The following is a 21792-nucleotide window of genomic DNA, read 5'->3' on the forward strand; positions in this document are numbered from 1 at the left end:
GCGACGGCGGTGTGCTCAGCTCGCCGCCGGCACTCGCGCCGGCTCCTCCCGGTCGAGCTGCCCGTCGGCGATGAAGGCCCGCCACAGCCCGGCGTACGTGCCGCCTCGGCGCAGCAGTTCCTCGTGCGTCCCGTCCTCCACCACCCGGCCGCGGTCCAGGACCACGATCCGGTCCGCACGCTGGGCGGTCGTCAGGCGGTGGGCGATGACCAGTGTGGTTCGCCCGCCGGCCAGCCGGTCGGCCGCGTTGTTGACCGCCGCCTCGGTGGCCAGGTCGAGCGCCGCGGTCGCCTCGTCGAGGAGCAGGATGTCGGGGGCGACCAGTTCGGCACGGGCGAGCGCGATCAGCTGGCGCTGCCCGGCGGAGAGGTTCCGGCCCCGGGCGGCGACCTCGTGGTCGTAACCGCCCGGCAGCTCGACGATCATCTCGTGCGCGCCGACCGCCCGGGCGGCGGCCTCGACCTCCGCGTCGGTCGCGGTGGTCCGGCCGTACGCGATCGCCTCCCGCACCGTCCCGGCGAAGAGGTACGCCTCCTGCGGGACGACACCGAGCCGGTGCCGGTACTGGGCGAGGTCGTAGCGGGTGATGTCGGTGCCGTCGATCCGGACGGTGCCGCCGGTCGCGTCGTAGAACCGGGCCACCAGCTTGACCAGGGTGGACTTCCCCGCGCCGGTCTCGCCGACCAGTGCGACGGTCTGCCCGGCCGGGATGTGCAGGTCGACGGCCGACAGGACGTCCGGGTTGCCGTCGCCGCCGCCGTTGTAGGCGAAGCCGACGTTCTCGAACCGGATCTCGCCGCGCAGCTTCGACACCGGCACGGAATCGTCCGCGTCCGGCGTACTGGTCGGTGTCCGCAGCAGCTCGCGGATCCGGCCGAGGCCGACGGACGCCTGCTGGTAGCCGTCGAAGACCTGCGAGAGCTGGTTGACCGGCGCGAAGAAGAGGTCGATGTAGAGCAGGTAGGCGACCAGTGCGCCGATGCTGAGCGTCCCCGAGTCCACCCGGGAGGCACCGGCGATCAGTACCAGAGCGGCGGCCGCGCTGGAGAGGAACTGCACGAACGGGAAGTACAGCGAGATGTACAGCTGCGCCTTGACCCGGGCGTCGCGGTACTCCAGTCCGCGCGCCACGAAGCGGGTGGTGTTGGTCTCCTGCCGCCGGAACGCCTGGACGATCCGCATGCCGGCCACGTTCTCCTGGAGGTCGGCGTTGACCGTGCTGATCAGGTCCCGGGCGATCTGGTACTGGGCGGTCGACTTGCGCCGGAACACCACGGTGGCGATCACCAGCAGCGGCAGCACCGTGAAGACCACCAGGGCCAGGCCGGCGTCGATGATCAGCAGGGCGATCAGGATCCCGAAGAAGGTCAGCACGCTGATCACGGCGGTGACCACACCGGTCTGCAGGAATGACGATATGGAGTCCACATCGGTGGTCATCCGGGTCATGATCCGGCCGGACAGCTCGCGTTCGTAGTAGTCCAGGCCGAGCCGGTTGAGCTGGGCGAAGATCTTGAGCCGCAGGGTGTAGAGCACCCGCTCCCCGGTCCGTCCGCTGACCCTGGTCTCCGTGCTCTGGACCAGCCAGTCGAGCAGCACGATCACGAGCGCCGCCAGGGCGGCGGCCGCGACGCCGGACATCGCGGCCTTGCGGACGCCGTCGTCGATACCGTGCCGGATGAGCACCGGGAGCGCGAGACCGGCGGCCGTGTCCAGGGCGACCAGCAGGAGGGCGAGGGCCAGCGGGCGGCGGAAGGGCTTCAGCAGGCGGGCGAGGCCGAAGCCGGGGTCACTCGCCTCGGCTGCGGGGATCGGGACGTCCGGGATGTCGGTGGCCGGCGGGAGTGCGGCCACGTCGGCGAGCAGCTTCGCCCGGTCGGGATCGGTGGCCCCGGACGGAGTGGCCCGGTCGATCCCCTTGAGCCGCTTGGCTCCGACGAGTCGCCCTGCGCCACCGGGGCGCTCGGCTCCGTTGACCGGAGTGCCGTTGACCGGAGTGCCGTTGACCGGAGTGCCGACCGGTGCGGCCGGCTCACCGGCACGGCCGGCGGCGGGTGCCGGGGCCTCGGGGGCCTGGGCGTCGGGGTCGGTGATCAGCGCACGGTACAGCGGACATCGCCGTTCGAGTTCCTCGTGGGTACCGAGATCCATCAGGCGGCCGTGGTCGAGCACAGCTATCCGGTCGGCCAGGTGCAGGGTGGACCTGCGGTGGGCGATGAGCAGCGTGGTCCTGCCGCTCATCACGCCACTGAGCGCCTCGTGGATCTCGGCCTCGATCTGCGGGTCCACCGCGGAGGTCGCGTCGTCCAGCAGCAGGACCCGCGGGTCGCTCACGATCGCCCGCGCGAGGGCGATCCGCTGCCGCTGGCCGCCGGAGAGGGTGAGCCCCTGCTCCCCGACCTTGGTGTCGTAGCCCTCGGGGAGCTCGCGGATGAAGCCGTCCGCCCGCGCGGCCCGGGCCGCCGCCTCGATCTGTGCGTCGGTCGCGTCCGGGTGGCCGTACGCGATGTTGTTCCGGACGCTCTCGGAGAACAGGAAGCTGTCCTCGGGGACGATCCCGACGGCGCTGCGCACCGAGTCGAGCGTGAGCTCGCGCAGGTCGTGGCCGTACAGCCGGATGGTGCCGGCGGTCGGGTCGTAGAACCTCGGTACGAGTTGGGCGACGGTCGACTTGCCCGAGCCCGAGGCGCCGACCAGCGCCAGCGTCTCGCCCTCCGCGAGTTCCAGGCTCAGCTGCCTGAGGACGAGTCCGCCGTGCGGCGAGCCGTCCTGCGAACGGTCCGGCGAACCGCCGTGCGCGTCGTCCCGTGCACCGTTCCGCGCACCGTCGTGCCAGTCGCCCTGCGACCCGTCCTGCGCGCCGTCCCCTGCCTCGCCGAAGCGGAAGTCCACCTTGTCGAACTGGAGCGCGGGGGCCCCGGGGACGGCGCGGACCACACGGCCGTCCGAGCCGCCGGGCCGGTCCGAGCCGGGGAGGACGAGGTCGGCCGCGTCCCCGTGCTCCCGCACCACGGGCTGCCGGTCCACCAGCTGGAACACCCGCTCCACACCGGCTCGGGCCTGCTGGCCGACGGTGATCAGCATGGTGAGCATGCGGACCGGACCGCTCATCTGCGCCAGGTAGGCGGAGAAGGCCACGAAGGTGCCCAGCGAGACCTGGCCCCGGACCGCGAGCCAGCCACCGAGGGCGAGCACGGCGACCTGCCCGAGCGCGGGCATCGCCTGCATCGCCGGGGTGTAGCGGCTGGTGAGCCGGATCGCGCGGAGCCGTGCGCCGTAGAGGCTGCGCGAGGCCTGCTCCAGCTTTCCGCGCTCCTGGGCTTCCTGGCCGAAGCCCTTGACCACCCGGACGCCGCCGATGGCCCCGTCCACGACACCCGCCACGGCCGCCGCCTCCTGCTGCGCGGCCCAGGTCGCCGGGAACAGCCGCTTGCGGCTGATCATCGCGATCCACCAGAGCAGCGGACCCATCACCAGCGCGACCAGGGTGAGCGGCGGGGAGAGCCAGAGCATCACCAGGATCGACATGCCGAACATCAGGAAGTTGCCGGTCATCATCGGCAGCATCGACAGCAGGCCGTTGATCAACTGGAGGTCGGAGGTCGCCCGGCCCACCACCTGGCCGATGTCGAGCGAGTCCTGACGGGTGCCGTCCAGTCTGGTGAGCGAGCGGAAGAGGTCCGCCCGCAGGTCGTGCTGCACGTCCACGGCGAGCTGACCACCGTAGTACCGGCGGATCTGGGTGCAGAGGAAGACAAGGACGGCGGCCAGCAGCAGCACACCCGCCCACGGCGCGAGCGGCCGGGTGTGGGCCGTGATGACGTCGTCGATGATCAGCTTGGTGATCAGCGGGACGAGGGCCGTGACAGCCATGCCCACCAGCGAGGCTCCGAAGGAGAGCAGCACGTTCCGGCGGTAGCGCCAGCAGTAGTGCGCGATCCTGGTGAGCCAACCGGGCTCGGCCGGTTGCCGCCGGGCCGACTCGGGACGGGGGTGAGGGCCACTCGCCGAACGGGTGGTCGCCGAGCCTGTACCGGACAGGTCTCGGTCTGCCCTGCCGCCTGGCGAAAGCTCCGCTGTGGATCCGTGAGTCTCAGGCATATTTAGGGATACTAACCATTCGGTCGGGTGGGAGTCCACGGAGATTCCGACGGGGCCCGAGCGGGCCCTACGGGTGTGCAGTGACTCGAACAGTGCGCGACCCGAGCTGCTTCCCGTCTCCCACCAGCCTGGATCAACCGACGGCCGCGCGACACCGGCCGGGCGGTCTCGGCCCGGCCCTCCATTGGTCCTAGGGCCCGCCCATCCGCCTCGGGGTCACACTGGGGCCGCCCCGGAAGGCCGCTACGGCCGCACCACACCCCACCCCAGTCGGCCGAACGCGCCCGCCATGACCACCACCCCGATCAGCCGGCGCACCCTGACCAACGGGCCGAAGGGCGCACCCCGACCACCCGGTCGACCGGCCGCGCCCCACCGCGGCGACAGCCGCCGGTCAGCCGGCCGCACCCGCCACGGCGGCAGCCGCGGCGGCGAACGCGCCCAGCGCCAGACTGTGCAGCAGCGCCGCCATGCTGTCCCGGGTCAGGCCCGACCGCTCCCCCTGCGCCAGCTGCGGTCCGGCGCTGTGCGGGGTCGAGTTGAGCAGGCCGAAGACCGCGTGCACCGCCGCCCGGGCGGTCTGCTCGGAACCGTCCTCCGCCAGCGCGGGAAACGCCTGGCGGACGACGTCCACCCAGAGCTCCACATAGCCCCGCTGGAGGCGCCGAACCCGCCGACGATCCTCCTCCTTCAGATGGAGCAGCTCGCGGTCGTGCAGGATGATCAGGTCGCGGTCGTCCAGCGCGAAGTCCACGTGCCCGCCGATCAGGGCGTCGAGCGCGCCGGTCGCGTCCGGTGCGTCGCCCGCCCGGCGACGGCCTTCGTCCAGCAGCCGCTCACTGATGCCGACCAGGAGGTCGGCGAGCATGGCGTCCTTACCGGAGAAGTGCCGGTACAGACCCGGGCCGCTGATGCCCACCGCCTTGCCGATCTCGTCGACGCCGACACCGAGGAACCCACGCGCCGCGAAGAGGCGCGCGGCCTCCTTCCGGATCTGGTCGCGGCGTGAGAGCGCGGAGGAAGCCTGGGCGTTCAACATGCCGTCCATCGTAGACAGTCGAGTTATCGAGGGTTAACCTGGGCGACAGGAGTTAACGGTCATTAACAGGGCGGCGGAACTCATCCGTTCGCATGCCCACCTGGCTCCGAGGGCAAGGGAGCTCTTGGGATGGTCTTCTCAACCGTCGGCCCGGCCGCAGCATCCGCAGGCGCGGCACCGGGGCTGTTCAACGACGCAAGCACGGGTCTGTTCGAGCCGGTCGCCTCGCCCGCCGCCGCTGCTCCCGCGCCTCGGCTGGAGAGCTCGGTGGACACCGGCTCGGCGGCCTTCCGCACCAACACCGCCGCGCACCAGGCCCTGGTGGCCGATCTGCGGGAGAAGCTGGGGGCCGCCGCCCTCGGCGGCGGGGCCAAGGCCCGCGCCCGGCACACCTCCCGGGGCAAGCTGCTGCCCCGCGACCGGGTGAACACCCTCCTCGACCCGGGCTCCCCCTTCCTGGAGCTGAGCCCGCTCGCGGCCGACGGACTGTACGACGGCGCCGCGCCGGCGGCGGGCGTGATCGCCGGGATCGGCCGGGTGGCCGGCCGCGAGGTGGTGGTGGTCGCCAACGACGCCACCGTCAAGGGCGGCACGTACTACCCGATGACGGTCAAGAAGCACCTCCGGGCCCAGGAGGTCGCCCTGGAGAACCGCCTGCCGTGCATCTACCTGGTGGACTCCGGCGGAGCGTTCCTCCCGATGCAGGACGAGGTCTTCCCGGACCGCGACCACTTCGGGCGGATCTTCTACAACCAGGCACGCCTCTCCGCCGCCGGGATCCCGCAGATCGCGGCGGTACTCGGCTCGTGCACCGCGGGTGGCGCGTACGTCCCGGCGATGAGCGACCAGGCGGTGATCGTCCGCAATCAGGGCACCATCTTCCTCGGCGGCCCGCCGCTGGTGAAGGCGGCGACCGGCGAGGTCGTCACCGCCGAGGAACTGGGCGGTGGCGACCTCCACTCCCGTACCTCGGGGGTCACCGACCACCTGGCCGAGGACGACGCCCACGCCCTCTCCATCGTCCGGACCATCGTCTCCGAACTCGGTGCCCGGCCCGCCAAGCCCTGGCCGCTGGCTCCGGCCGAACCGCCCGCGGTGGACCCGGCGGCGCTGTACGGCGCGGTGCCGGTCGACCCGCGCACCCCGTACGACGTCCGCGAGGTGATCGCCCGGATCGTGGACGGCAGCCGGTTCGCCGAGTTCAAGGCGGAGTACGGCGCCACCCTGGTCACCGGCTTCGCCCGGATCCACGGCCACCCGGTCGGGATCGTCGCCAACAACGGTGTGCTGTTCGCCGAGTCGGCCCTCAAGGGAGCCCACTTCATCGAGTTGTGCGACCAGCGCGGCATCCCCCTCCTCTTCCTGCAGAACATCACCGGCTTCATGGTCGGACGGCAGTACGAGGCGGGCGGCATCGCCAAGCACGGCGCCAAGATGGTCACGGCCGTCGCCTGCACCCGGGTGCCGAAGCTGACCGTGGTGATCGGCGGCTCGTACGGTGCGGGCAACTACTCGATGTGCGGCCGGGCTTACTCACCTCGCTTCCTGTGGATGTGGCCCGGGGCGAAGATCTCGGTCATGGGTGGCGAGCAGGCGGCCTCCGTACTGGCCACCGTGCGCCGCGACCAGCTGGAGGCGCAGGGCGAGGAGTGGCCCGCCGACGCCGAGGAGGAGTTCAAGCGGCCCGTCCGGGAGCAGTACGAGCGGCAGGGCAACGCCTACTACTCGACGGCCCGGCTCTGGGACGACGGCGTGATCGACCCCATGGACACCCGTACCGTGCTCGGTCTCGCCCTCACCGCCTGTGCCAACGCCCCGCTCGCCGACCCCCGTCCGTACGGCGTCTTCCGTATGTGAGCGGCCGGTTCGCGCTCTTCTGTCTGTGAGCGGCTGCGTGTGAGCAGCCGCCTGCGAGCCGACGGCCCCGGCGGCGACCGCTCAATTGTCCGCCGGGCCGGGCTCCTTGCCCCCAGTGCCACCCTCGGCCCCACCCCACGGTTCCCTCGACCCGGAGGAACGCCTCCCATGTTCGACACAGTTCTGGTCGCCAACCGAGGCGAGATCGCGGTACGGGTGATCCGTACCCTCCGGAAGCTCGGAATCCGCTCGGTCGCCGTCTTCAGTGACGCCGACGCCGACGCACCGCACGTCCGCGAGGCCGACGTCGCGGTCCGGCTCGGCCCCGCCGGCCACAGCGACAGCTCGGCCGTCGAGACGTACCTGCGGACCGACCAGATCCTGGCGGCCGCCCGCCGCACCGGCGCCCAGGCCGTCCACCCGGGGTACGGCTTCCTGGCCGAGAACCCGGCCTTCGCCCGAGCCTGCGCCGAGGCCGGTCTGGTCTTCGTCGGCCCGCCGCCGTCGGCGGTGGAGCTGATGGGCGACAAGATCAACGCCAAGGAGGCGGTCCGCGCCGCCGGGGTGCCCGTCGTCCCCGGCAGCCAGGGCGGAAACCCCACCGACGCCGAACTCACCGCGGCCGCCGCGGAGATCGGCTACCCGGTACTGCTCAAGCCCTCGGCCGGCGGGGGCGGCAAGGGCATGCGCCTGGTCCGCGACCCGGACGACCTGCCCGCCGAACTGGCGGCCGCCCGACGGGTCGCGCGGACCGCCTTCGGTGACGACACCCTGCTGCTCGAACGCTGGGTGGACCGGCCAAGGCACATCGAGGTCCAGGTCCTGGCCGACACCCACGGCCGGACCGTCCACCTCGGCGAGCGCGAGTGCAGTCTGCAGCGCCGCCACCAGAAACTGATCGAAGAGGCACCCTCCGTTCTGCTGAATCCGGAGACCCGGGCGGCCATGGGAGCGGCCGCGGTCCGGGCCGCCGAGGCCTGCGGCTACACCGGCGCCGGTACGGTGGAGTTCATCGTGCCGGGCGTGGACCCCGACGGGCCGGCCCCCGACGGCGTCCTCGACTTCTTCTTCATGGAGATGAACACCCGTCTCCAGGTGGAGCACCCGGTCACCGAACTTGCCGTCGCCATCGGCGCCGACACCGGCCGGCCCGAGCGGCTCGACCTGGTGGAGTGGCAACTCCGGGTCGCCGCAGGCGAATCCCTGACGTTCGACCAGTCGGACGTCTCCTTCCTGGGCCACGCGATCGAGGCCCGCATCTGCGCCGAGGACCCGGACCGGGACTTCCTGCCCACCGGTGGGCGGATCCTGCTGCTGGACGAGCCGCACGGCCCCGGCATCCGCGTCGACTCCGGTGTCGGCCCCGGCACCGAGGTCGGCAGCCGCTACGACCCCATGCTGGCGAAGGTCATCGCGTACGGACCCGACCGCCCGACCGCACTGCGCCGCCTCCGCGCCGCACTCGCCGAGACCCGGATCCTCGGTGTCACCACCAACACGGGCTACCTGCGCCGGCTGCTCGCCCACCCCGATGTCGCAGCCGGCCGCCTCGACACCGGCCTGGTGGAGCGGACCGCCGAGCACCACCCCGAGCTGCTGGCCTCCCCGTACGTGACCCACCCGAGCGGGACCGACACGCCGTCAGCGACGGCACACCTCAACGGTTCCGATGGCGAACCCCCTTCCGTCGCGGACGCGTCCACCGCGCCCCCTGTCGGCGCCTCCCCCGTCGAGACGCTCTACTACGCCGCCGCGCTGGGCCGGCATCTGGGCCTGGTACCCGCCGTCGCCTCCAACGGCTGGACCGACCCGTTCTCCGTCCCCTCCGGCTGGCGCCTCGGCGGCGAAGCCGCCTGGACCACCCACCGGCTCCGGCTGCCGGGGCACGAGCCCGTCTCCGTCCATGTCCGCCCCGTGGCCGATCGCAACGTATCGGACACCACTGACAACTCCCCCGATACCACCCCTGAACTGCACATCCGCCTCGGTGAAGGCCCGACCAGGCGCGCCCGCGCGGCCCGGGCCGGCGGCCGGCTGCACCTCACCGTGGACGGCTTGCAGAGCACCTTCGCACACACCACTGACAACGGCCCCGGCAACGCCGCCGGCCCGGTCACCTGGCTGGGCATCGACGGCGACGCCTGGCCGCTCCACCCCTACGACCCGGTCGCCGACCGGACCTCCTCCGCCGCCGCCCATCACGGCGCGCTGACCGCGCCGATGCCGGGCACCGTGACGCTGGTCAAGGTCGACGTCGGCGAACAGGTCAGGCGCGGTCAGCCCCTGCTGGTCCTGGAGGCCATGAAGATGGAACACGTGATCGCCGCGCCACACGACGGCACGGTCAGCGAGCTGCGGGCCGCCGCCGGGACCACGGTCGCCATGGAGGAGCTGCTGGCCGTGGTGGCACCCTCCGACGAACCCTCCCTCGAGGTGACGCCATGACCTCCGCCCAGACTCCGGCCGCGGCCCCGCCCGCCAGCGTCCAAGAGCCCGACGCCCTCGACCTCGGCCTGCCGGACGCCGTACGGGACCCGGCGCTGCCCGCCAGGGTTCGCATCCACGAGGTGGGCCCGCGCGACGGGCTGCAGAACGAGAAGGCGCTCGTACCGGTCGAGGTGAAGGCCGAGTTCATCGAACGGCTCGCCGCCGCCGGGCTGCGTACCGTCGAGGCGACCAGCTTCGTCCACCCCAAGTGGGTGCCGCAGCTGGCCGACGCCGAGGAGCTGATGCCCAGGCTCGCCGGGCTCACGGAGCGCCACCCGGGCCTGCGGCTGCCGGTCCTGGTCCCCAACGAGCGCGGTCTCGACCGTGCCCTCGCCCACCACGCCACCGACATCGCGGTCTTCGCCAGCGCCACCGAGACCTTCGCGCGGCGGAACCTCAACCGGTCGGCCGACGAGGCCCTGGAGATGTTCCGGCCGGTCGTCGGCCGGGCCGCCGAGGCGGGCGTCCCGACCCGCGGCTACCTCTCGATGTGCTTCGGCGACCCGTGGGAAGGGCCGGTCCCGCAGTCCCAGGTGATCGGCTTCGGCCTGCGCCTGCTCGAGATGGGCTGCACCGAACTGAGCCTCGGCGACACCATCGGCGTGGCCACACCCGGCCAGGTCACCGCACTGCTCGACGGCTTCGTACGCGCCGGGGTGCCGATCGAGCGGATCGCCGTCCACTTCCACGACACGTACGGCCAGGCGCTGGCCAACACCCTGGCCGCGCTGCGCAGCGGGGTCACCGTCGTGGACGCCTCCGCCGGCGGTCTCGGCGGCTGCCCGTACGCCAAGAGCGCGACCGGCAACCTCGCCACCGAGGACCTGGTCTGGATGCTGCACGGGCTCGGCATCGAGACCGGGGTCGACCTGCGGGCCCTGGTCGCGGCCAGCGGCTGGATGGCGCAACGGCTCGGCCGTCCGAGCCCGTCCCGTGCCGTCCAGGCCCTGTTCCACCAGCAGGCCTGACCGCCACGGCGGTTCCGGGCCAGGACCTCTCCCAGCCCCCTTGCCAGGCCCCGGACGTGTCCGGTGCTTCGCCCTTGGACCACCGGCCGCTGCGGCCGCCACACAGTCGACACCGTCGGCCTTCCGAGCCGCGACCCAGGAGGATCACCATGCTCGACCATCGTCTCGACCACGAGTACGAGGAGCTCCGGCGCACCGTCGCCGAGTTCGCCCAGGATGTGGTCGCCCCGAAGATCGGGGAGTTCTACGAGCAGGGCGAGTTCCCGTACGAGATCGTCCGCGAGATGGGACGGATGGGCCTGTTCGGCCTGCCGTTCCCGGAGGAGTACGGGGGCATGGGTGGCGACTACTTCGCGCTCTGCCTCGCGCTGGAGGAGCTCGCCCGGGTGGACTCCTCGATCGCCATCACTCTGGAGGCGGCGGTCTCGCTGGGCGCGATGCCGATCTACCGCTTCGGGACGGAGGAGCAGAAGCGCACCTGGCTGCCCCGGCTGACCTCGGGCGAGATGCTCGGTGCCTTCGGGCTGACCGAGCCGGAGGGCGGTTCGGACGCGGGCGCCACGCGGACCACCGCCCGCTTCGACGAGGCCACGGACGAGTGGGTGATCAACGGTACGAAGTGCTTCATCACCAACTCCGGCACGGAGATCACGGGCCTGGTCACGGTAACCGCACTGACCGAACCGACCACCCGTTCGAGTGAAGATGACTCGGACCTCTCGCCAAGGCGCGAGATCTCCTCCATCATCGTCCCCACCGGGACCCCGGGGTTCACGGTCTCGAAGAAGTACTCGAAGGTCGGGTGGAACGCCTCCGACACCCGCGAACTGTCCTTCACCGAATGCCGAGTCCCCGCCGCCAACCTGCTGGGTGCGCGTGGCCGCGGCTACGCCCAGTTCCTGCGGATCCTCGACGAGGGCCGCATCGCCATCGCAGCCCTGGCCACCGGCCTGGCCCAGGGGTGCGTCGACCAGTCAGTCCTCTACGCCGGTACCCGCCGGGCCTTCGGCCGGCCGATCGGCGCCAACCAGGCCATCCAGTTCAAGCTCGCCGACATGGAGATGCGCGCACACACCTCCCGCCTCGCCTGGCGGGACGCCGCCTCCCGGCTGCTGCACTCCGAACCCTTCAAGAAGGAGGCGGCGATCGCCAAGCTCTACTCCTCCGAAGCCGCCGTCGACAACGCACGGGAGGCCACGCAGATCCACGGCGGGTACGGCTTCATGAACGAGTTCCCGGTCGCACGGTTCTGGCGCGACTGCAAGATCCTTGAGATCGGCGAGGGCACCTCGGAGGTCCAGCGGATGCTGATCGCAAGGGAGTTGGGCGTCACGTCCTGAGGCGTCACGCCTGAAGGAATCGCGCATTGAAACGTTGCGCCCTGAGGCTCGACGTCCGAGGCCGTGTGCTTCGGTAGCCCCGGCCGGGGCTACCGAAGAGCCAGCCCCCTGACATGCCGTCAGGGGATCACGATCACAGGCCGGTTGGCCCGCCTCGCCAGCCGACCGGATACCGAACCGAACAGCTTGCCGAGCAGGCCGTGGGTGCTGCCCACCACGATCGCGTCGGCGGCGTACTCCCGTCCGACCTCCTCGATCTCATGGCAGATGTCACCGCCGCGCTCGACCAGGATCCAGGGCACCCCGGTGAGGAAGTCGGCACAGGCCAGTTCCAGACCGAGGACCTCCGTGCGGTGGTCCGGGAGGTCGACGAAGACAGGGGGCTCGCAGCCGGCCCAGACCGTGGCCGGCAGGCGGTTGGCGACATGGACGATCACCAGCCCGCACTGGGAGCGGCGCGCCATGCCGACCGCGTACGCCAGTGCGCGCTCACTGGAGAGCGAGCCGTCGAAGCCGACCACTACACCGTGCTGGAAGACCGGGTCACAGGAGTGGACGGGCTGCTCCTGCGGGGTCAGCCCGCTCTCCCCGTCGGTACCGCCCGCCGCGCGTGCTCCGCGCGGCCGGCCGACGGGTGCTCCGGCGCCATCCGTCATGGCGTCTCCCACCTGCTCTCCCCTGCGCTGCCGGGGTTTCGGCCAGCCCCTGCGGACGACGTCGCGGGCAGAGGGCTCCCTGGACTGCCGACCGTCCCGCGCGGACGCCACGACGCGCCCAGCGGCCGCATCGGCCGCACCATGCCCGCCAGCCGCGCCGTACTCAGCGGCTGGGGCCCGCTCTGCCTGAGCTCCGCACTCGAAAGGATCTTCCTGCCCGGCAGAGCCTCCGCAGACAGGTCGAGCCCCATGTGCACCGGAAGTCCCGGGCGCCACGGGAGTCGCGGACGCAGCGGGAGTCGCGGACGCAGCGGGCCTGCCAGGGACAGTGGCCCCACGAGGTGCAGGGGGTCTCGGCGCGGGGGGCACGGAATCGTTCGGCACCGCGTCCACCGGCCGCGCGACGATGTCTGCCTCAGCAGATCTGGAGGACTCAAAACCAGCCATGGCTCAAGGCTCTTCGAGTGGGGTTGGCCGACAGGAAAGGGCGTGGTTGTCGAGGCAACAGGCCCGCCCAAGGCACCGATTCGGTCTCCGCAGAACAGCACCGATTGTGACCTGTTCCTTTCAGAGTACGACGGGCATGAGGCCCGGCCCAGCAGCAGAACCCTGAAACGGCAACGTTCCCGCTAACGGGTGACGCGCATGTCGGGCTTTTCGCGCCCTCGACCGGCAACCTCGCGCCTACCGGGAGAGGTTCCCTGGAGCTTCGCCGAGGAGACGCGTTGACGCAACAGGGCAGCCACACAACGTGACCCGACTGTCATCGAGCATCGCCGCCCCATTGATGACCTCCAGGGCAGTTGGCAGACCAGGTGCCCGTGCCATCCCATGCGCCCCAGCTGCCCCATTGGTCCGTGACGCTCCGGTTTCAGCCAATTACATCTGGTTCGGGACGACGACTGGCAATTGCCTGATGCATACCCCGTGGCGCTGGCAGCATTCAGCGCATGCCCCTGCTCCTGTTCGACCTCGACAACACGCTGCTGCCCAGGGACGCTGCGTACCTGGCCTGGGCCCAGGACTTCCTCGACGAACACCGGCTGCCCACCGGCGACCTGAGCTGGTTCGCCACCATAGACGGCGGCGGCTACGTGCCCCGCAGCACCGTCCTGGGCGCGGCCAAGCGCCGCTACGGACTCGACCACTCCCTCGACTTCCTCCTCGCGCACTACCGGCGAGGCGTCAACTCCCACATCCACTGTCCCGCCTCGCACATCGAGGCGTTGAGGTCCGCCAGAGCGGCGGGCTGGACGCTCGGCATCGTCAGCAACGGCGGCACCGGGCCGCAGTTGGAGAAGATCCGCCGCACCGGCCTCGAACCCCTGGTGGACGGATGGGTGATCTCCGAGGAGGCCCGGTGCGTGAAGCCGGACCCGAAGATCTTCGAGATCGCCGCGAAACGCTGCGGCGTCCCACCGGTCCACGACTGGACCTCCCACACCTGGATGGTCGGCGACTACGGACCCGCCGACATCGCCGGCGCGGAGGTGACCGGACTGCGCAGCGTCTGGCTGCACCACGGCCGCCCCTGGGCCGAAGGCGGCTACCGTCCCACGCTCAGCGCGGCCGGTCTGCCGGAAGCGGTCGGACTGGTCCTGAGCTCGCGCAACGCTCCCGGCTCCCAGGTGCGTCAACGGCCTGCCGGTCGAGGCAAGTTGGCCGTTGCCGCATCAAGTCTCGTGCCACGGGCAGCAGTTGCCGAGGAGCGATTCGCACGCGGTGGCGGCGGTGCGCCGCCGCGCCGGTACGCCGCAGTCGCCCGCCTGGGCGGACCGGCAGACGGCAAGGCCGGCTGAGTCGGCTGTTCTGCCGAGTCGGCGGCGCGGTCGGCGACGCCGAAGGCGTCGGCTGGGCGACAGCACGCCGATCCGGTCGAACGCGGTGGCCAACGGTATGAACTGCGGGCAGGCCGCTCTACCTGCCCGCTGATCCTTACCCGCCCACCGACCCCCGCCAGATCCACCGAGAGCCGTCGGCAGCCGTCGGCAGCCGTCGGGACCGCCGGAGTCGGGTGGAACCACCAGAGGCGGCCGAGGCCGGCCCGAGGCCACCAGCGGTGGCCACAGGGCACTCCCGGGCACTCCCGGCGCTCCCGGGCACTCCAGGGCGCGCTCCGGACTCATCGCCGCGCCACCGCGCCCCGAACCCCCGTACGCGGTACCGCCATACCACCGAACCGCAGCACTGCCGCACCGCCCTACCGCCGCTCCACCGCGCCACCGCTCCACCCGCGCTGCCGAGCAGCCGCGCCGCCGGGATGGCCACCAGTGCTCCGGCACCTGTGCGGTGATGTCGAGTCAGTGGAACACGGGCCCGCTCGCCAGGCGATCACCCGCCGAGGACGTCGGCTCGGCCCCGGCATGGCGCACCGCCTCGAAGCCCCGGCGATGGCGTTCCCGACCACGCCCCGAACCCGCACCCGGGGGCCGGGCGAGGCGTAGGTCGACCGCGCCACCGTTGGCCTGTTCGAGTCTGCTCCGCGACTCCGGGAAAGGGTATGCGGGTTGGTCCTGACCACACGTCACGACAACCCGTTCCGGCCTTTGATAGCACGGAACCGGGCCGTACAACAGGCTCACAACGGCGCACGGCAGTAGGTCGCGCGCCCCTTTGTTCAACCGTCTGTTTTCGGTCAATCTCGGCCCACCCCCTACCCCTTGGGCAAAGCCGCAGTCCAGAGCGTTCAGCGCTGCCCAGCCCGCCCCGATCGCCGTCAGCGGGTCGTGCGACAACAAGCCACCGTTCCTCCTGCCCCCTTCCCAGAGGGGTCGCGGGATGCCACGCTTCGTGATCGAATGCATCACGCCAAATTGCCATGTCGACATAGCGTCGGATGGTGAACTTGTCACAACGGCAACGGTCCACCCAGTAGATTCGATCTTGGCGAACAGTGCGGCACCACCACACCACACCACCGAGGGGGCTGGAGCGCCTTGAGCAGGGTGAGCAGGAGCGACGCGGGTCCTGACGGCGGCCAGTCGCCGACCGGTCGCACGAGCCGGGCCACCAGAGGGGGCGTGCCCGCGCAGCCGCCGATGCCTACTCCGACGACCAGACTGCCCCGGCCGCCGCAGGCCGGCCCGCACGCCGCCGTCCCCCGGTCCCCCGGCGCCGCCCAGCCCGCGAAGCCCTACTACGCGCAGAGCCCGTTCGCGCCCCGGCCCGGCATCGCGTCGTCCGCCAATCCTCTCGTGGGACAGGCAGGTTACCCGTTCTCCGCCGCGCCCTCGTACCCGACCCCCGGTCCGTCGGCCGGCCTGGTGCCGGAAGGCGCCCCGCTCACGGCTCCGGGGCCCGGCGCCGGTCACCTCTCGGTCCAGCTCGCCGGCCATGCCACCGGTCAGTACGGTCCGGCCGTCGGCAGCATGGCCGCCACCGGCGCCTCCGCTGCCGCCACGATGGCCGCCACAGCTGCCGTAGCGGCCACGGTGGCGGCAGCGGCGTCCGCGGGCAGCGCGGGATCTTCGGGTTCCATCGGCTCCTCGGGCTCGTCCACGATCGCACCGGCCGCCGCGCCGAGGAAACTGTCGGGCCGTCGGCGGCGCGAGACGGTGGCCGTACTGATCTTCGGCGGTGCCCCTATCTTCGAGAGCTCCATCCCGCTCTCGGTCTTCGGGGTGGACCGCCAGGACGCGGGAGTGCCCCGGTACCGGCTGCTGGTCTGCGCCGGCGAGGAGGGCCCGCTCGCCACCACCGGCGGACTCACCCTCACCGCCCCGTACGGGCTGGAAGCGCTCGCCCGGGCCGGCACGATCGTGGTGCCGGCCTGGCGTTCCATCTCCCAGCCGCCGCCGGTCGAGGCCATAGCCGCCCTGCGCAAGGCCCACCACGAGGGCGCCCGGATCATCGGGCTGTGCACGGGCGCCTTCGTCCTGGCGGCGGCGGGCCTGCTGGACGGACGGCCGGCCACCACCCACTGGATGTACGCGCCGACGCTGGCCAAGCGCTACCCCCGGGTCCACGTCGACCCACGTGAACTCTTCGTCGACGACGGCGATGTGCTCACCTCCGCCGGTACGGCCGCGGGGATCGACCTCTGCCTGCACGTCGTGCGGACCGACCACGGGGCGGAGGCGGCCAACGCGCTGGCCCGCCGGCTGGTGGTACCGAGCCGCCGCAGCGGTGGCGGACAGGCTCAGTACATCGATCAGTCATTACCTGAAGAGATCGGCAACGACCCGCTCGCCGAGGTCGTGACCTGGGCGCTCGAGAACCTCAACCAGCAGTTCGACGTGGAGGTGCTCGCCGCCCGCGCCTACATGAGCCGCCGTACCTTCGACCGGCGCTTCCGCACCCTGACCGGCAGTGCGCCGCTGCAGTGGCTGATCACTCAGCGGGTACTGCAGGCGCAGCGACTGCTGGAGACCTCCGAGCTGTCCGTCGACGATGTCGCGCGCCGCTGCGGCTTCCGCTCACCGGTCGCGCTCCGGGGCCACTTCCGGCGCCAGCTGGGGGTCTCGCCGGCCGCGTACCGGACGGGCTACCGCGCCCGGCGCCCGGTCCCGACCGCCACCACGGTGCCGCCGCAGGGACATCCGGCCCACGGCCCCGGCCAGAGCCACCCGGTGCTGGGACACCCCGGCGCGGGCGGCCACCCGGCCGAGCGGCTGACGGGTACCGCCGGTTCGCCCGGCACGGCCTCCGGGCCGGGCGGCGCGGTCGGGGCACCGGCTGCGGGCGCGGCCGGGAACGCTCCGGGCACCGGCTTCGGTCAACCCGGCGTGGCCGCGGCGACCGGCCCTGTGCTCACCGGAAGCCCGGAGATCACCGGTCTGGTGAGCGGCAGTCCGACAGCCGGCGCCGCGGCGGGTGTTCCCTCGGTGCACCAGTCGCCGAACGCGCCGGGCACCGCGGGCTCGCCGGTCGCGGGCGCACCCGCCAGGGGACGGTTCCGCCCTGCCGTTCCATCGCAGCCGGGCATGGGCCTCGGCAGGCTGCTCAGGCCCGGCGAACGGCCCGGCGAACGGCCCGGCGAGCGCCCCGGGGAACGAGCGGCCGACCGTCCCGCGGAACGGCACGAGCGGCAGGAGCGGCGGGCGGAACGGCTGACGGACCGCCTGGCCGATCGGTCGCCGGAACGGGCCGTCGAGCACGCGGCCGCGGAGGACGAGGCCCACGGCGGTGCCGCCGCCCGGGGCCTCGGGCAGCGGCACCGCACCGACGGCAGCGCTCTTCCGCACGCCCACAGGTCCGGCGTCCCGGCGGCCGGAGTTCCGGTGCCGGGCCTCCCGGCGGCCGGCAGGCTCGGCACCGGGGACCACCCGGGCGGCGGCTTCGCGGACGGCGGTCCCGACGGCCCCCGCACCGGTGGTCCCGGCGCCGAGCACAACAAGGTCCCCGACGCCGACCGGACGGACGACACCACCGGGGGGAACCCCGAAACCGGCGGTACGGCACGCCCTGCCGGGGCGGACCGTCAACTGTCCGGCTCGCGTGATCGCGCCGTAGGGTGAGTGCGTGAATGACCGTTTGGTATGGATCGACTGTGAAATGACGGGGCTCGACCTCGACCGGGACGCACTGGTCGAGGTCGCCGCCCTGGTGACCGACTCCGAGCTCAACATCCTCGGCGAAGGCGTGGACGTCATCATCCGCCCGCCCGCCGAGGCGCTGGCCAACATGCCCGAGATCGTGCGCACCATGCACACCTCCTCCGGGCTGCTGGACGAGCTGGAGCACGGCATGACGCTCGCCGAGGCCGAGGAGCGCGTCCTCGCCTACATCCGGGAGTACGTGCCGGAAGCCGGCAAGACCCCGCTGTGCGGCAACTCGGTCGCCACCGACCGGGGCTTCCTGGCCCGCGACATGCCCGCCCTCGAAGGCCACCTGCACTACCGGATCGTGGACGTCTCCTCGATCAAGGAGCTGGCCCGCCGCTGGTACCCGCGCGCCTACTACAACAGCCCGCAGAAGGGCGGCAGCCACCGTGCCCTCGCGGACATCCGCGAGAGCATCGCCGAACTCCGCTACTACCGCGAGGCCGTGTTCGTCGAACAGCCCGGACCGGACACCGACGCCGCCCGCGCGATCGCCGCGAAGTACCAGCTGCCGACCGCCTGAGCCGGGCCGGCCGGCCGCCACCACGACCCGAGCGACAACCCTGGCGCGAGCACCCCTTCTGATCCTGTAGAGTTCTCTGTGTCGGAGCGGGAACGCGAAAGCGGGAAAGCCCCGGACAGATGGTGGGCGTAGCTCAGTTGGTAGAGCACCTGGTTGTGGTCCAGGTGGCCGCGGGTTCGAGTCCCGTCGCTCACCCCAACAGCCTTGAGGGGCGGATCTCTTGGAGATCCGCCCCTCAAGGCGTTTTCGCGTTGCGGACTTTCACGTCCGACCCGGTCGGACAGGTCGCCCGGGTGGACCGGATCAGCCCGCCCGGCCCACCCGACCCAACCGGCCCGCACACTCGGCCGAGTCGCGCACCCCATCGCCGCGCACCCCACGGGCCGCGTGCACCCCATCGCCGCACACCACCGCCGCACACCTCGCCAAGCCCGGCTGGCCGAAAAGATTTCCGACCCCCCTCCCCGAAAAAGCTACCCGCTAGTAACATCATCGCCATGACCACTCCTTCGATCGGCCAGCTGCTCGACTCCACCGTGCCGATGGCCCACACCCTCAAGCTCGAGTACCTGGAGACCGGCTCCGAGCGGGCCGTGCTCCGCCTTCCGGACCAGCCGGAGTTCCACAACCACGTCGGCGGCCCGCACGCCGGTGCGATGTTCACGCTGGCCGAGTCGGCGAGTGGCTGCATCGTCCTCGCCGCCTTCAGCGACCAGCTGTCGCGGGCCGTGCCGCTGGTCGTGAAGGCCGAGGTCTCGTACAAGAAGCTGGCGATGGGTCCGGTCACCGCCACCGCGACGCTCGGCCGGCCGGCCGCGGACGTCGTCGCCGAGCTGGACAAGGGCGAGCGCCCCGAGCTGCCGGTGACCGTCGAGATCACCCGCGCCGACGGCGCCGTGACCGGCGTGATGACCATCACCTGGACCCTGCGCCCCAACTCCTGAGCTCCGGCTCCCGGGCGCCAACTCCCGGGCTTCGGAAGCTTGCTGGACTCCCGGCGGGGAGCCGTCGACGGGGGCGCAACGGCATCCCGCACGAGCACTCGTGCGGGATGCCCCCGTCGGCGGGCCGAGACCGGTCAGGACGTACCGGCAGTCCTCCGCACCGGGCGCATCCGGGACACGGCACCTGCCCGCGACACGGCCCCACGCGCAGGACGGCACCTGCCCGCGACGCCGAACGCATCCGCAGCGCCGGGCCTTCCGAGGGCACGGGCCGACCGGGGACCCCGGGCCCGACCGGGACACCAGATCTTTCCGAGGCATCGGAAGCAGAAGTACGCCGTCCGCCCGAAGTCGCGTCAGATCGTCCGAAACCCGCCCTCACGAGTACTGCCGCCTTCGGGCGGCAGGGTCCTCGAAGGCGCCGTCGGACCGAGACGACGAGCTGCCGCGATGACGGAAGGTCACCAGTGCGCGTGACCTGACACCCCGAGTGCTCGTTCTCGCTTCACGTGCGAGCCATTCACGCGATCCCAGCGCAGCCGGGAGCCGCTCCCGTCCAGCCCGACCGTCCGGGGCGCATCCCGCCGCAGACCGGCGGACGGCTGCCCCGCCCCCGCGCCCTGGCCGTGGGCGGCGCGCTGCTGGCCCAGGTGTGGGGTCTGGGTATAGGCATCACCGGTGCGTACGCGGCGACGGCCGCCGAGCCCGACACCGACCTGGTCGGCCGCGCCGACGCGCCCGCCCTGCTGGACGGTCTGGCCGGCAGCGCCGCACCGGCCCTACGGCAGCCGGCCGCACCGGTCGAGCACGTGCTCCAGGACCGGATCAGGGCGGGCGGGCTGCCGCTCCCGGGGCAGGCGGCCGGCGTGCCGGACGCCTTCGCGATCGCCGCCGTGCTGCTGCCCGCCGCCCCGTCGCAGCCGCGCGGGAACGGCCCGCGTGCTTCACGGTCCGCCCCGGCCGACGGTGAGGCGGGCTCCCCCGACACGGCGGACGCCGAGACCCGGCCGGCCACCGAGGCCGCCGCCGACCAGGCCGCCGTGCCGCCGCAGGTCGCGCCCGGCGGTACGAGTGGCAACGGTGCGGGAGCCGGCTTCGACGCGGCCGCGACCGGCGGTCGGCCCGGCCCGGAGCCGGTACGGCTCCAGGATCCGGCCCAGCCGCTCACCGTCGATCCGCTCGCCCTCACCGCGGTCACCCCGGTCGAGCCGGGCGGCGACCTCACCGCCGTACTCGTCCCGATCGCGGGCGGCATGCTGCTCACCGGGGCAGCGATGTACAAGCACCGGGGGCTGCCGCGCGGGCACTGAGCGCGCGAGCCGGGCCCGACCGTTCGCGCCGGGCCGTGGGCCGGCGCGCCGGGGCTCAGCGGAAGACGCCGGGTGGCGGGGCCGGCGACGGGGCTGCCGTGGCGTCGGTGGCCGGAACCGCGCCGGCGGTGAAGTCGGCCAGTGAGCGGCCGTGCTCGACCCGGCCGAGATAGGAGTCCGAGGCCACCCGCCGGCTCAACTCGTCCAGCGGGAGCGGCTGCTGGGCCGCCACCAGGATCAGGTTCCCGAACCGCTTGCCCCGCAGCACCGCCGGGTCGGCCACCAGACAGACCTCGGGGAAGACCGCGCGCATCGTGGCCACCTGGGACCTGGCGAAGCGCAGTGCCGAACCGTCCGCGATGTTCACGGCGTACCGCCCACCGGGCGCCAGGGCCCGCGCGGCCAGGGTGGCGAACTCCACCGTCGCGCAGTGTGCCGGAACCCGGGCCCCGGCGAAGACATCGGCTATGACCAGGTCCACCGCCCCTTCCGGGGTGCGTTCGAGCACGGCACGGGCGTCGGCGCCACGGACCTTTATCTGCCAGCCGCGCTCCAACGGGAGCTCCGCCCGGACGAGTTCGGTCAGTGCGGTGTCGATCTCGGCCACCTGCTGGCGTGAGCGGGGACGGGTGGCGGCGACGTAACGGGCCAGGGTCAGGGCGCCACCGCCGAGGTGCAGGACGGTGACGGGCTTCCCGGGGGCGGCGGCCAGGTCGATCAGGTGGCCGAGCCTGCGCTGGTACTCGAAGCCCAGGTAGGTGGGGTCGGCGAGGTCGACCAGGGACTGCGGCGCACCGTCGACCAGCAGGGTCCAGGCCTGCGGACGGTCCCGGTCGGGAACCAGCTCGGCCAGTCCGGAGCCCACCTGGCGGGCCAGCGGGCCCTGGGCGCGGGTACGGCCCGCGCCGGACGGTCCGCTCGGGGCGGCGGGGGTCGGCTCGGTCTCGCTGCGAGCCCTGCCGGCCCTGTTACTGCGTCCCATGCCGACCATTATCGCCGGAGCGGCGGGCGACGCCGCAGCTCAGCG

12 protein-coding genes, 1 tRNA gene and 1 pseudogene are annotated in these 21792 nt (G+C 72.5%); 10 read left to right on the forward strand and 4 right to left on the reverse strand.

Going from position 1 to position 21792, the window contains the following annotated elements; genetic code table 11:
• Positions 1–15 precede the first annotated feature (15 nt).
• Both ACSMTC_RS13035 and ACSMTC_RS13040 read right to left on the reverse strand, forming a co-directional pair.
• On the reverse strand, positions 16–4101 hold the full coding sequence (locus tag ACSMTC_RS13035; RefSeq protein WP_436559847.1) for an ABC transporter ATP-binding protein: 4086 nt from the start codon (positions 4099–4101) through the stop codon (positions 16–18).
• 394 nt (positions 4102–4495) lie between these two features.
• Positions 4496–5140: an SACE_7040 family transcriptional regulator gene (locus ACSMTC_RS13040; RefSeq protein WP_436559848.1), complete on the reverse strand. Its 645-nt coding sequence runs from the start codon at positions 5138–5140 to the stop codon at positions 4496–4498.
• Between the two features lie 129 nt (positions 5141–5269).
• On the opposite strand from ACSMTC_RS13040, the gene ACSMTC_RS13045 reads away from it, so the two are divergent.
• The 4 genes from ACSMTC_RS13045 to ACSMTC_RS13060 all read left to right on the forward strand — a co-directional run bounded on the left by ACSMTC_RS13045 (position 5270) and on the right by ACSMTC_RS13060 (position 11792).
• Complete coding sequence (locus tag ACSMTC_RS13045) at positions 5270–6997, forward strand: carboxyl transferase domain-containing protein (protein ID WP_436559849.1); 1728 nt, start codon at positions 5270–5272, stop codon at positions 6995–6997.
• Positions 6998–7165: 168 nt separating this feature from the next.
• A complete protein-coding gene (locus ACSMTC_RS13050; RefSeq protein ID WP_436559850.1) occupies positions 7166–9442 on the forward strand; it encodes an acetyl/propionyl/methylcrotonyl-CoA carboxylase subunit alpha in 2277 nt (758 codons plus the stop codon).
• The gene (locus ACSMTC_RS13055; RefSeq protein ID WP_436559851.1) at positions 9439–10452 is read left to right on the forward strand and encodes a hydroxymethylglutaryl-CoA lyase; all 1014 of its coding nucleotides are present in this window, start codon (positions 9439–9441) and stop codon (positions 10450–10452) included. Before ACSMTC_RS13050 ends, ACSMTC_RS13055 begins: the two co-directional genes overlap by 4 nt.
• Before the next feature lie 149 nt (positions 10453–10601).
• On the forward strand, positions 10602–11792 hold the full coding sequence (locus ACSMTC_RS13060) for an acyl-CoA dehydrogenase family protein (RefSeq protein WP_436559852.1): 1191 nt from the start codon (positions 10602–10604) through the stop codon (positions 11790–11792).
• A gap of 119 nt (positions 11793–11911) precedes the next feature.
• Here the strand turns inward: ACSMTC_RS13060 and ACSMTC_RS13065 are convergent, their stop codons facing one another.
• Positions 11912–12448: a universal stress protein gene (locus ACSMTC_RS13065; protein WP_436559853.1), complete on the reverse strand. Its 537-nt coding sequence runs from the start codon at positions 12446–12448 to the stop codon at positions 11912–11914.
• Between the two features lie 950 nt (positions 12449–13398).
• On the opposite strand from ACSMTC_RS13065, the gene ACSMTC_RS13070 reads away from it, so the two are divergent.
• The 6 genes and pseudogenes from ACSMTC_RS13070 (at position 13399) to ACSMTC_RS13095 (ending at position 20765) form a co-directional block, all read left to right on the forward strand.
• A complete protein-coding gene (locus ACSMTC_RS13070; RefSeq protein ID WP_436559854.1) occupies positions 13399–14247 on the forward strand; it encodes an HAD family hydrolase in 849 nt (282 codons plus the stop codon).
• A gap of 1677 nt (positions 14248–15924) precedes the next feature.
• Positions 15925–17100: pseudogene (locus ACSMTC_RS13075) on the forward strand (helix-turn-helix domain-containing protein); the annotation flags it as partial.
• A gap of 808 nt (positions 17101–17908) precedes the next feature.
• On the forward strand, positions 17909–18511 hold the full coding sequence (orn, locus tag ACSMTC_RS13080; RefSeq protein WP_436559855.1) for an oligoribonuclease: 603 nt from the start codon (positions 17909–17911) through the stop codon (positions 18509–18511).
• 122 nt (positions 18512–18633) lie between these two features.
• Positions 18634–18709 (forward strand) — tRNA-His (locus ACSMTC_RS13085).
• A gap of 299 nt (positions 18710–19008) precedes the next feature.
• Positions 19009–19455, forward strand: coding sequence for a DUF4442 domain-containing protein (locus ACSMTC_RS13090; protein WP_436559856.1), 447 nt, complete (start codon positions 19009–19011; stop codon positions 19453–19455).
• Positions 19456–19964: 509 nt separating this feature from the next.
• Entirely contained in the window at positions 19965–20765 is an 801-nt protein-coding gene (locus ACSMTC_RS13095) for a hypothetical protein (protein WP_436559857.1), read from the forward strand.
• A 55-nt stretch (positions 20766–20820) separates the two neighbouring features.
• On the opposite strand, the gene ACSMTC_RS13100 is transcribed toward ACSMTC_RS13095, so the two are convergent.
• Positions 20821–21747: a spermidine synthase gene (locus ACSMTC_RS13100; RefSeq protein ID WP_436559858.1), complete on the reverse strand. Its 927-nt coding sequence runs from the start codon at positions 21745–21747 to the stop codon at positions 20821–20823.
• Positions 21748–21792 lie beyond the last annotated feature (45 nt).

The organism is Kitasatospora sp. HPM-01-4, from assembly GCF_051374625.1.
Taxonomy (GTDB): Bacteria; Actinomycetota; Actinomycetes; order Streptomycetales; family Streptomycetaceae; genus Kitasatospora.

Excerpts from the sequence above, each read along its gene's own strand:
- ACSMTC_RS13035 (WP_436559847.1), bottom strand. The coding sequence starts at position 4,101 with ATGCCTGAGACTCACGGATCCACAGCGGAGCTTTCGCCAGGCGGCAGG.
- ACSMTC_RS13070 (WP_436559854.1), top strand. The coding sequence starts at position 13,399 with ATGCCCCTGCTCCTGTTCGACCTCGACAACACGCTGCTGCCCAGGGAC.
- ACSMTC_RS13090 (WP_436559856.1), top strand. The coding sequence starts at position 19,009 with ATGACCACTCCTTCGATCGGCCAGCTGCTCGACTCCACCGTGCCGATG.
- ACSMTC_RS13100 (WP_436559858.1), bottom strand. The coding sequence starts at position 21,747 with ATGGGACGCAGTAACAGGGCCGGCAGGGCTCGCAGCGAGACCGAGCCG.
- ACSMTC_RS13045 (WP_436559849.1), top strand. The coding sequence starts at position 5,270 with ATGGTCTTCTCAACCGTCGGCCCGGCCGCAGCATCCGCAGGCGCGGCA.
- ACSMTC_RS13050 (WP_436559850.1), top strand. The coding sequence starts at position 7,166 with ATGTTCGACACAGTTCTGGTCGCCAACCGAGGCGAGATCGCGGTACGG.
- ACSMTC_RS13040 (WP_436559848.1), bottom strand. The coding sequence starts at position 5,140 with ATGTTGAACGCCCAGGCTTCCTCCGCGCTCTCACGCCGCGACCAGATC.
- ACSMTC_RS13065 (WP_436559853.1), bottom strand. The coding sequence starts at position 12,448 with ATGACGGATGGCGCCGGAGCACCCGTCGGCCGGCCGCGCGGAGCACGC.
- ACSMTC_RS13060 (WP_436559852.1), top strand. The coding sequence starts at position 10,602 with ATGCTCGACCATCGTCTCGACCACGAGTACGAGGAGCTCCGGCGCACC.
- ACSMTC_RS13055 (WP_436559851.1), top strand. The coding sequence starts at position 9,439 with ATGACCTCCGCCCAGACTCCGGCCGCGGCCCCGCCCGCCAGCGTCCAA.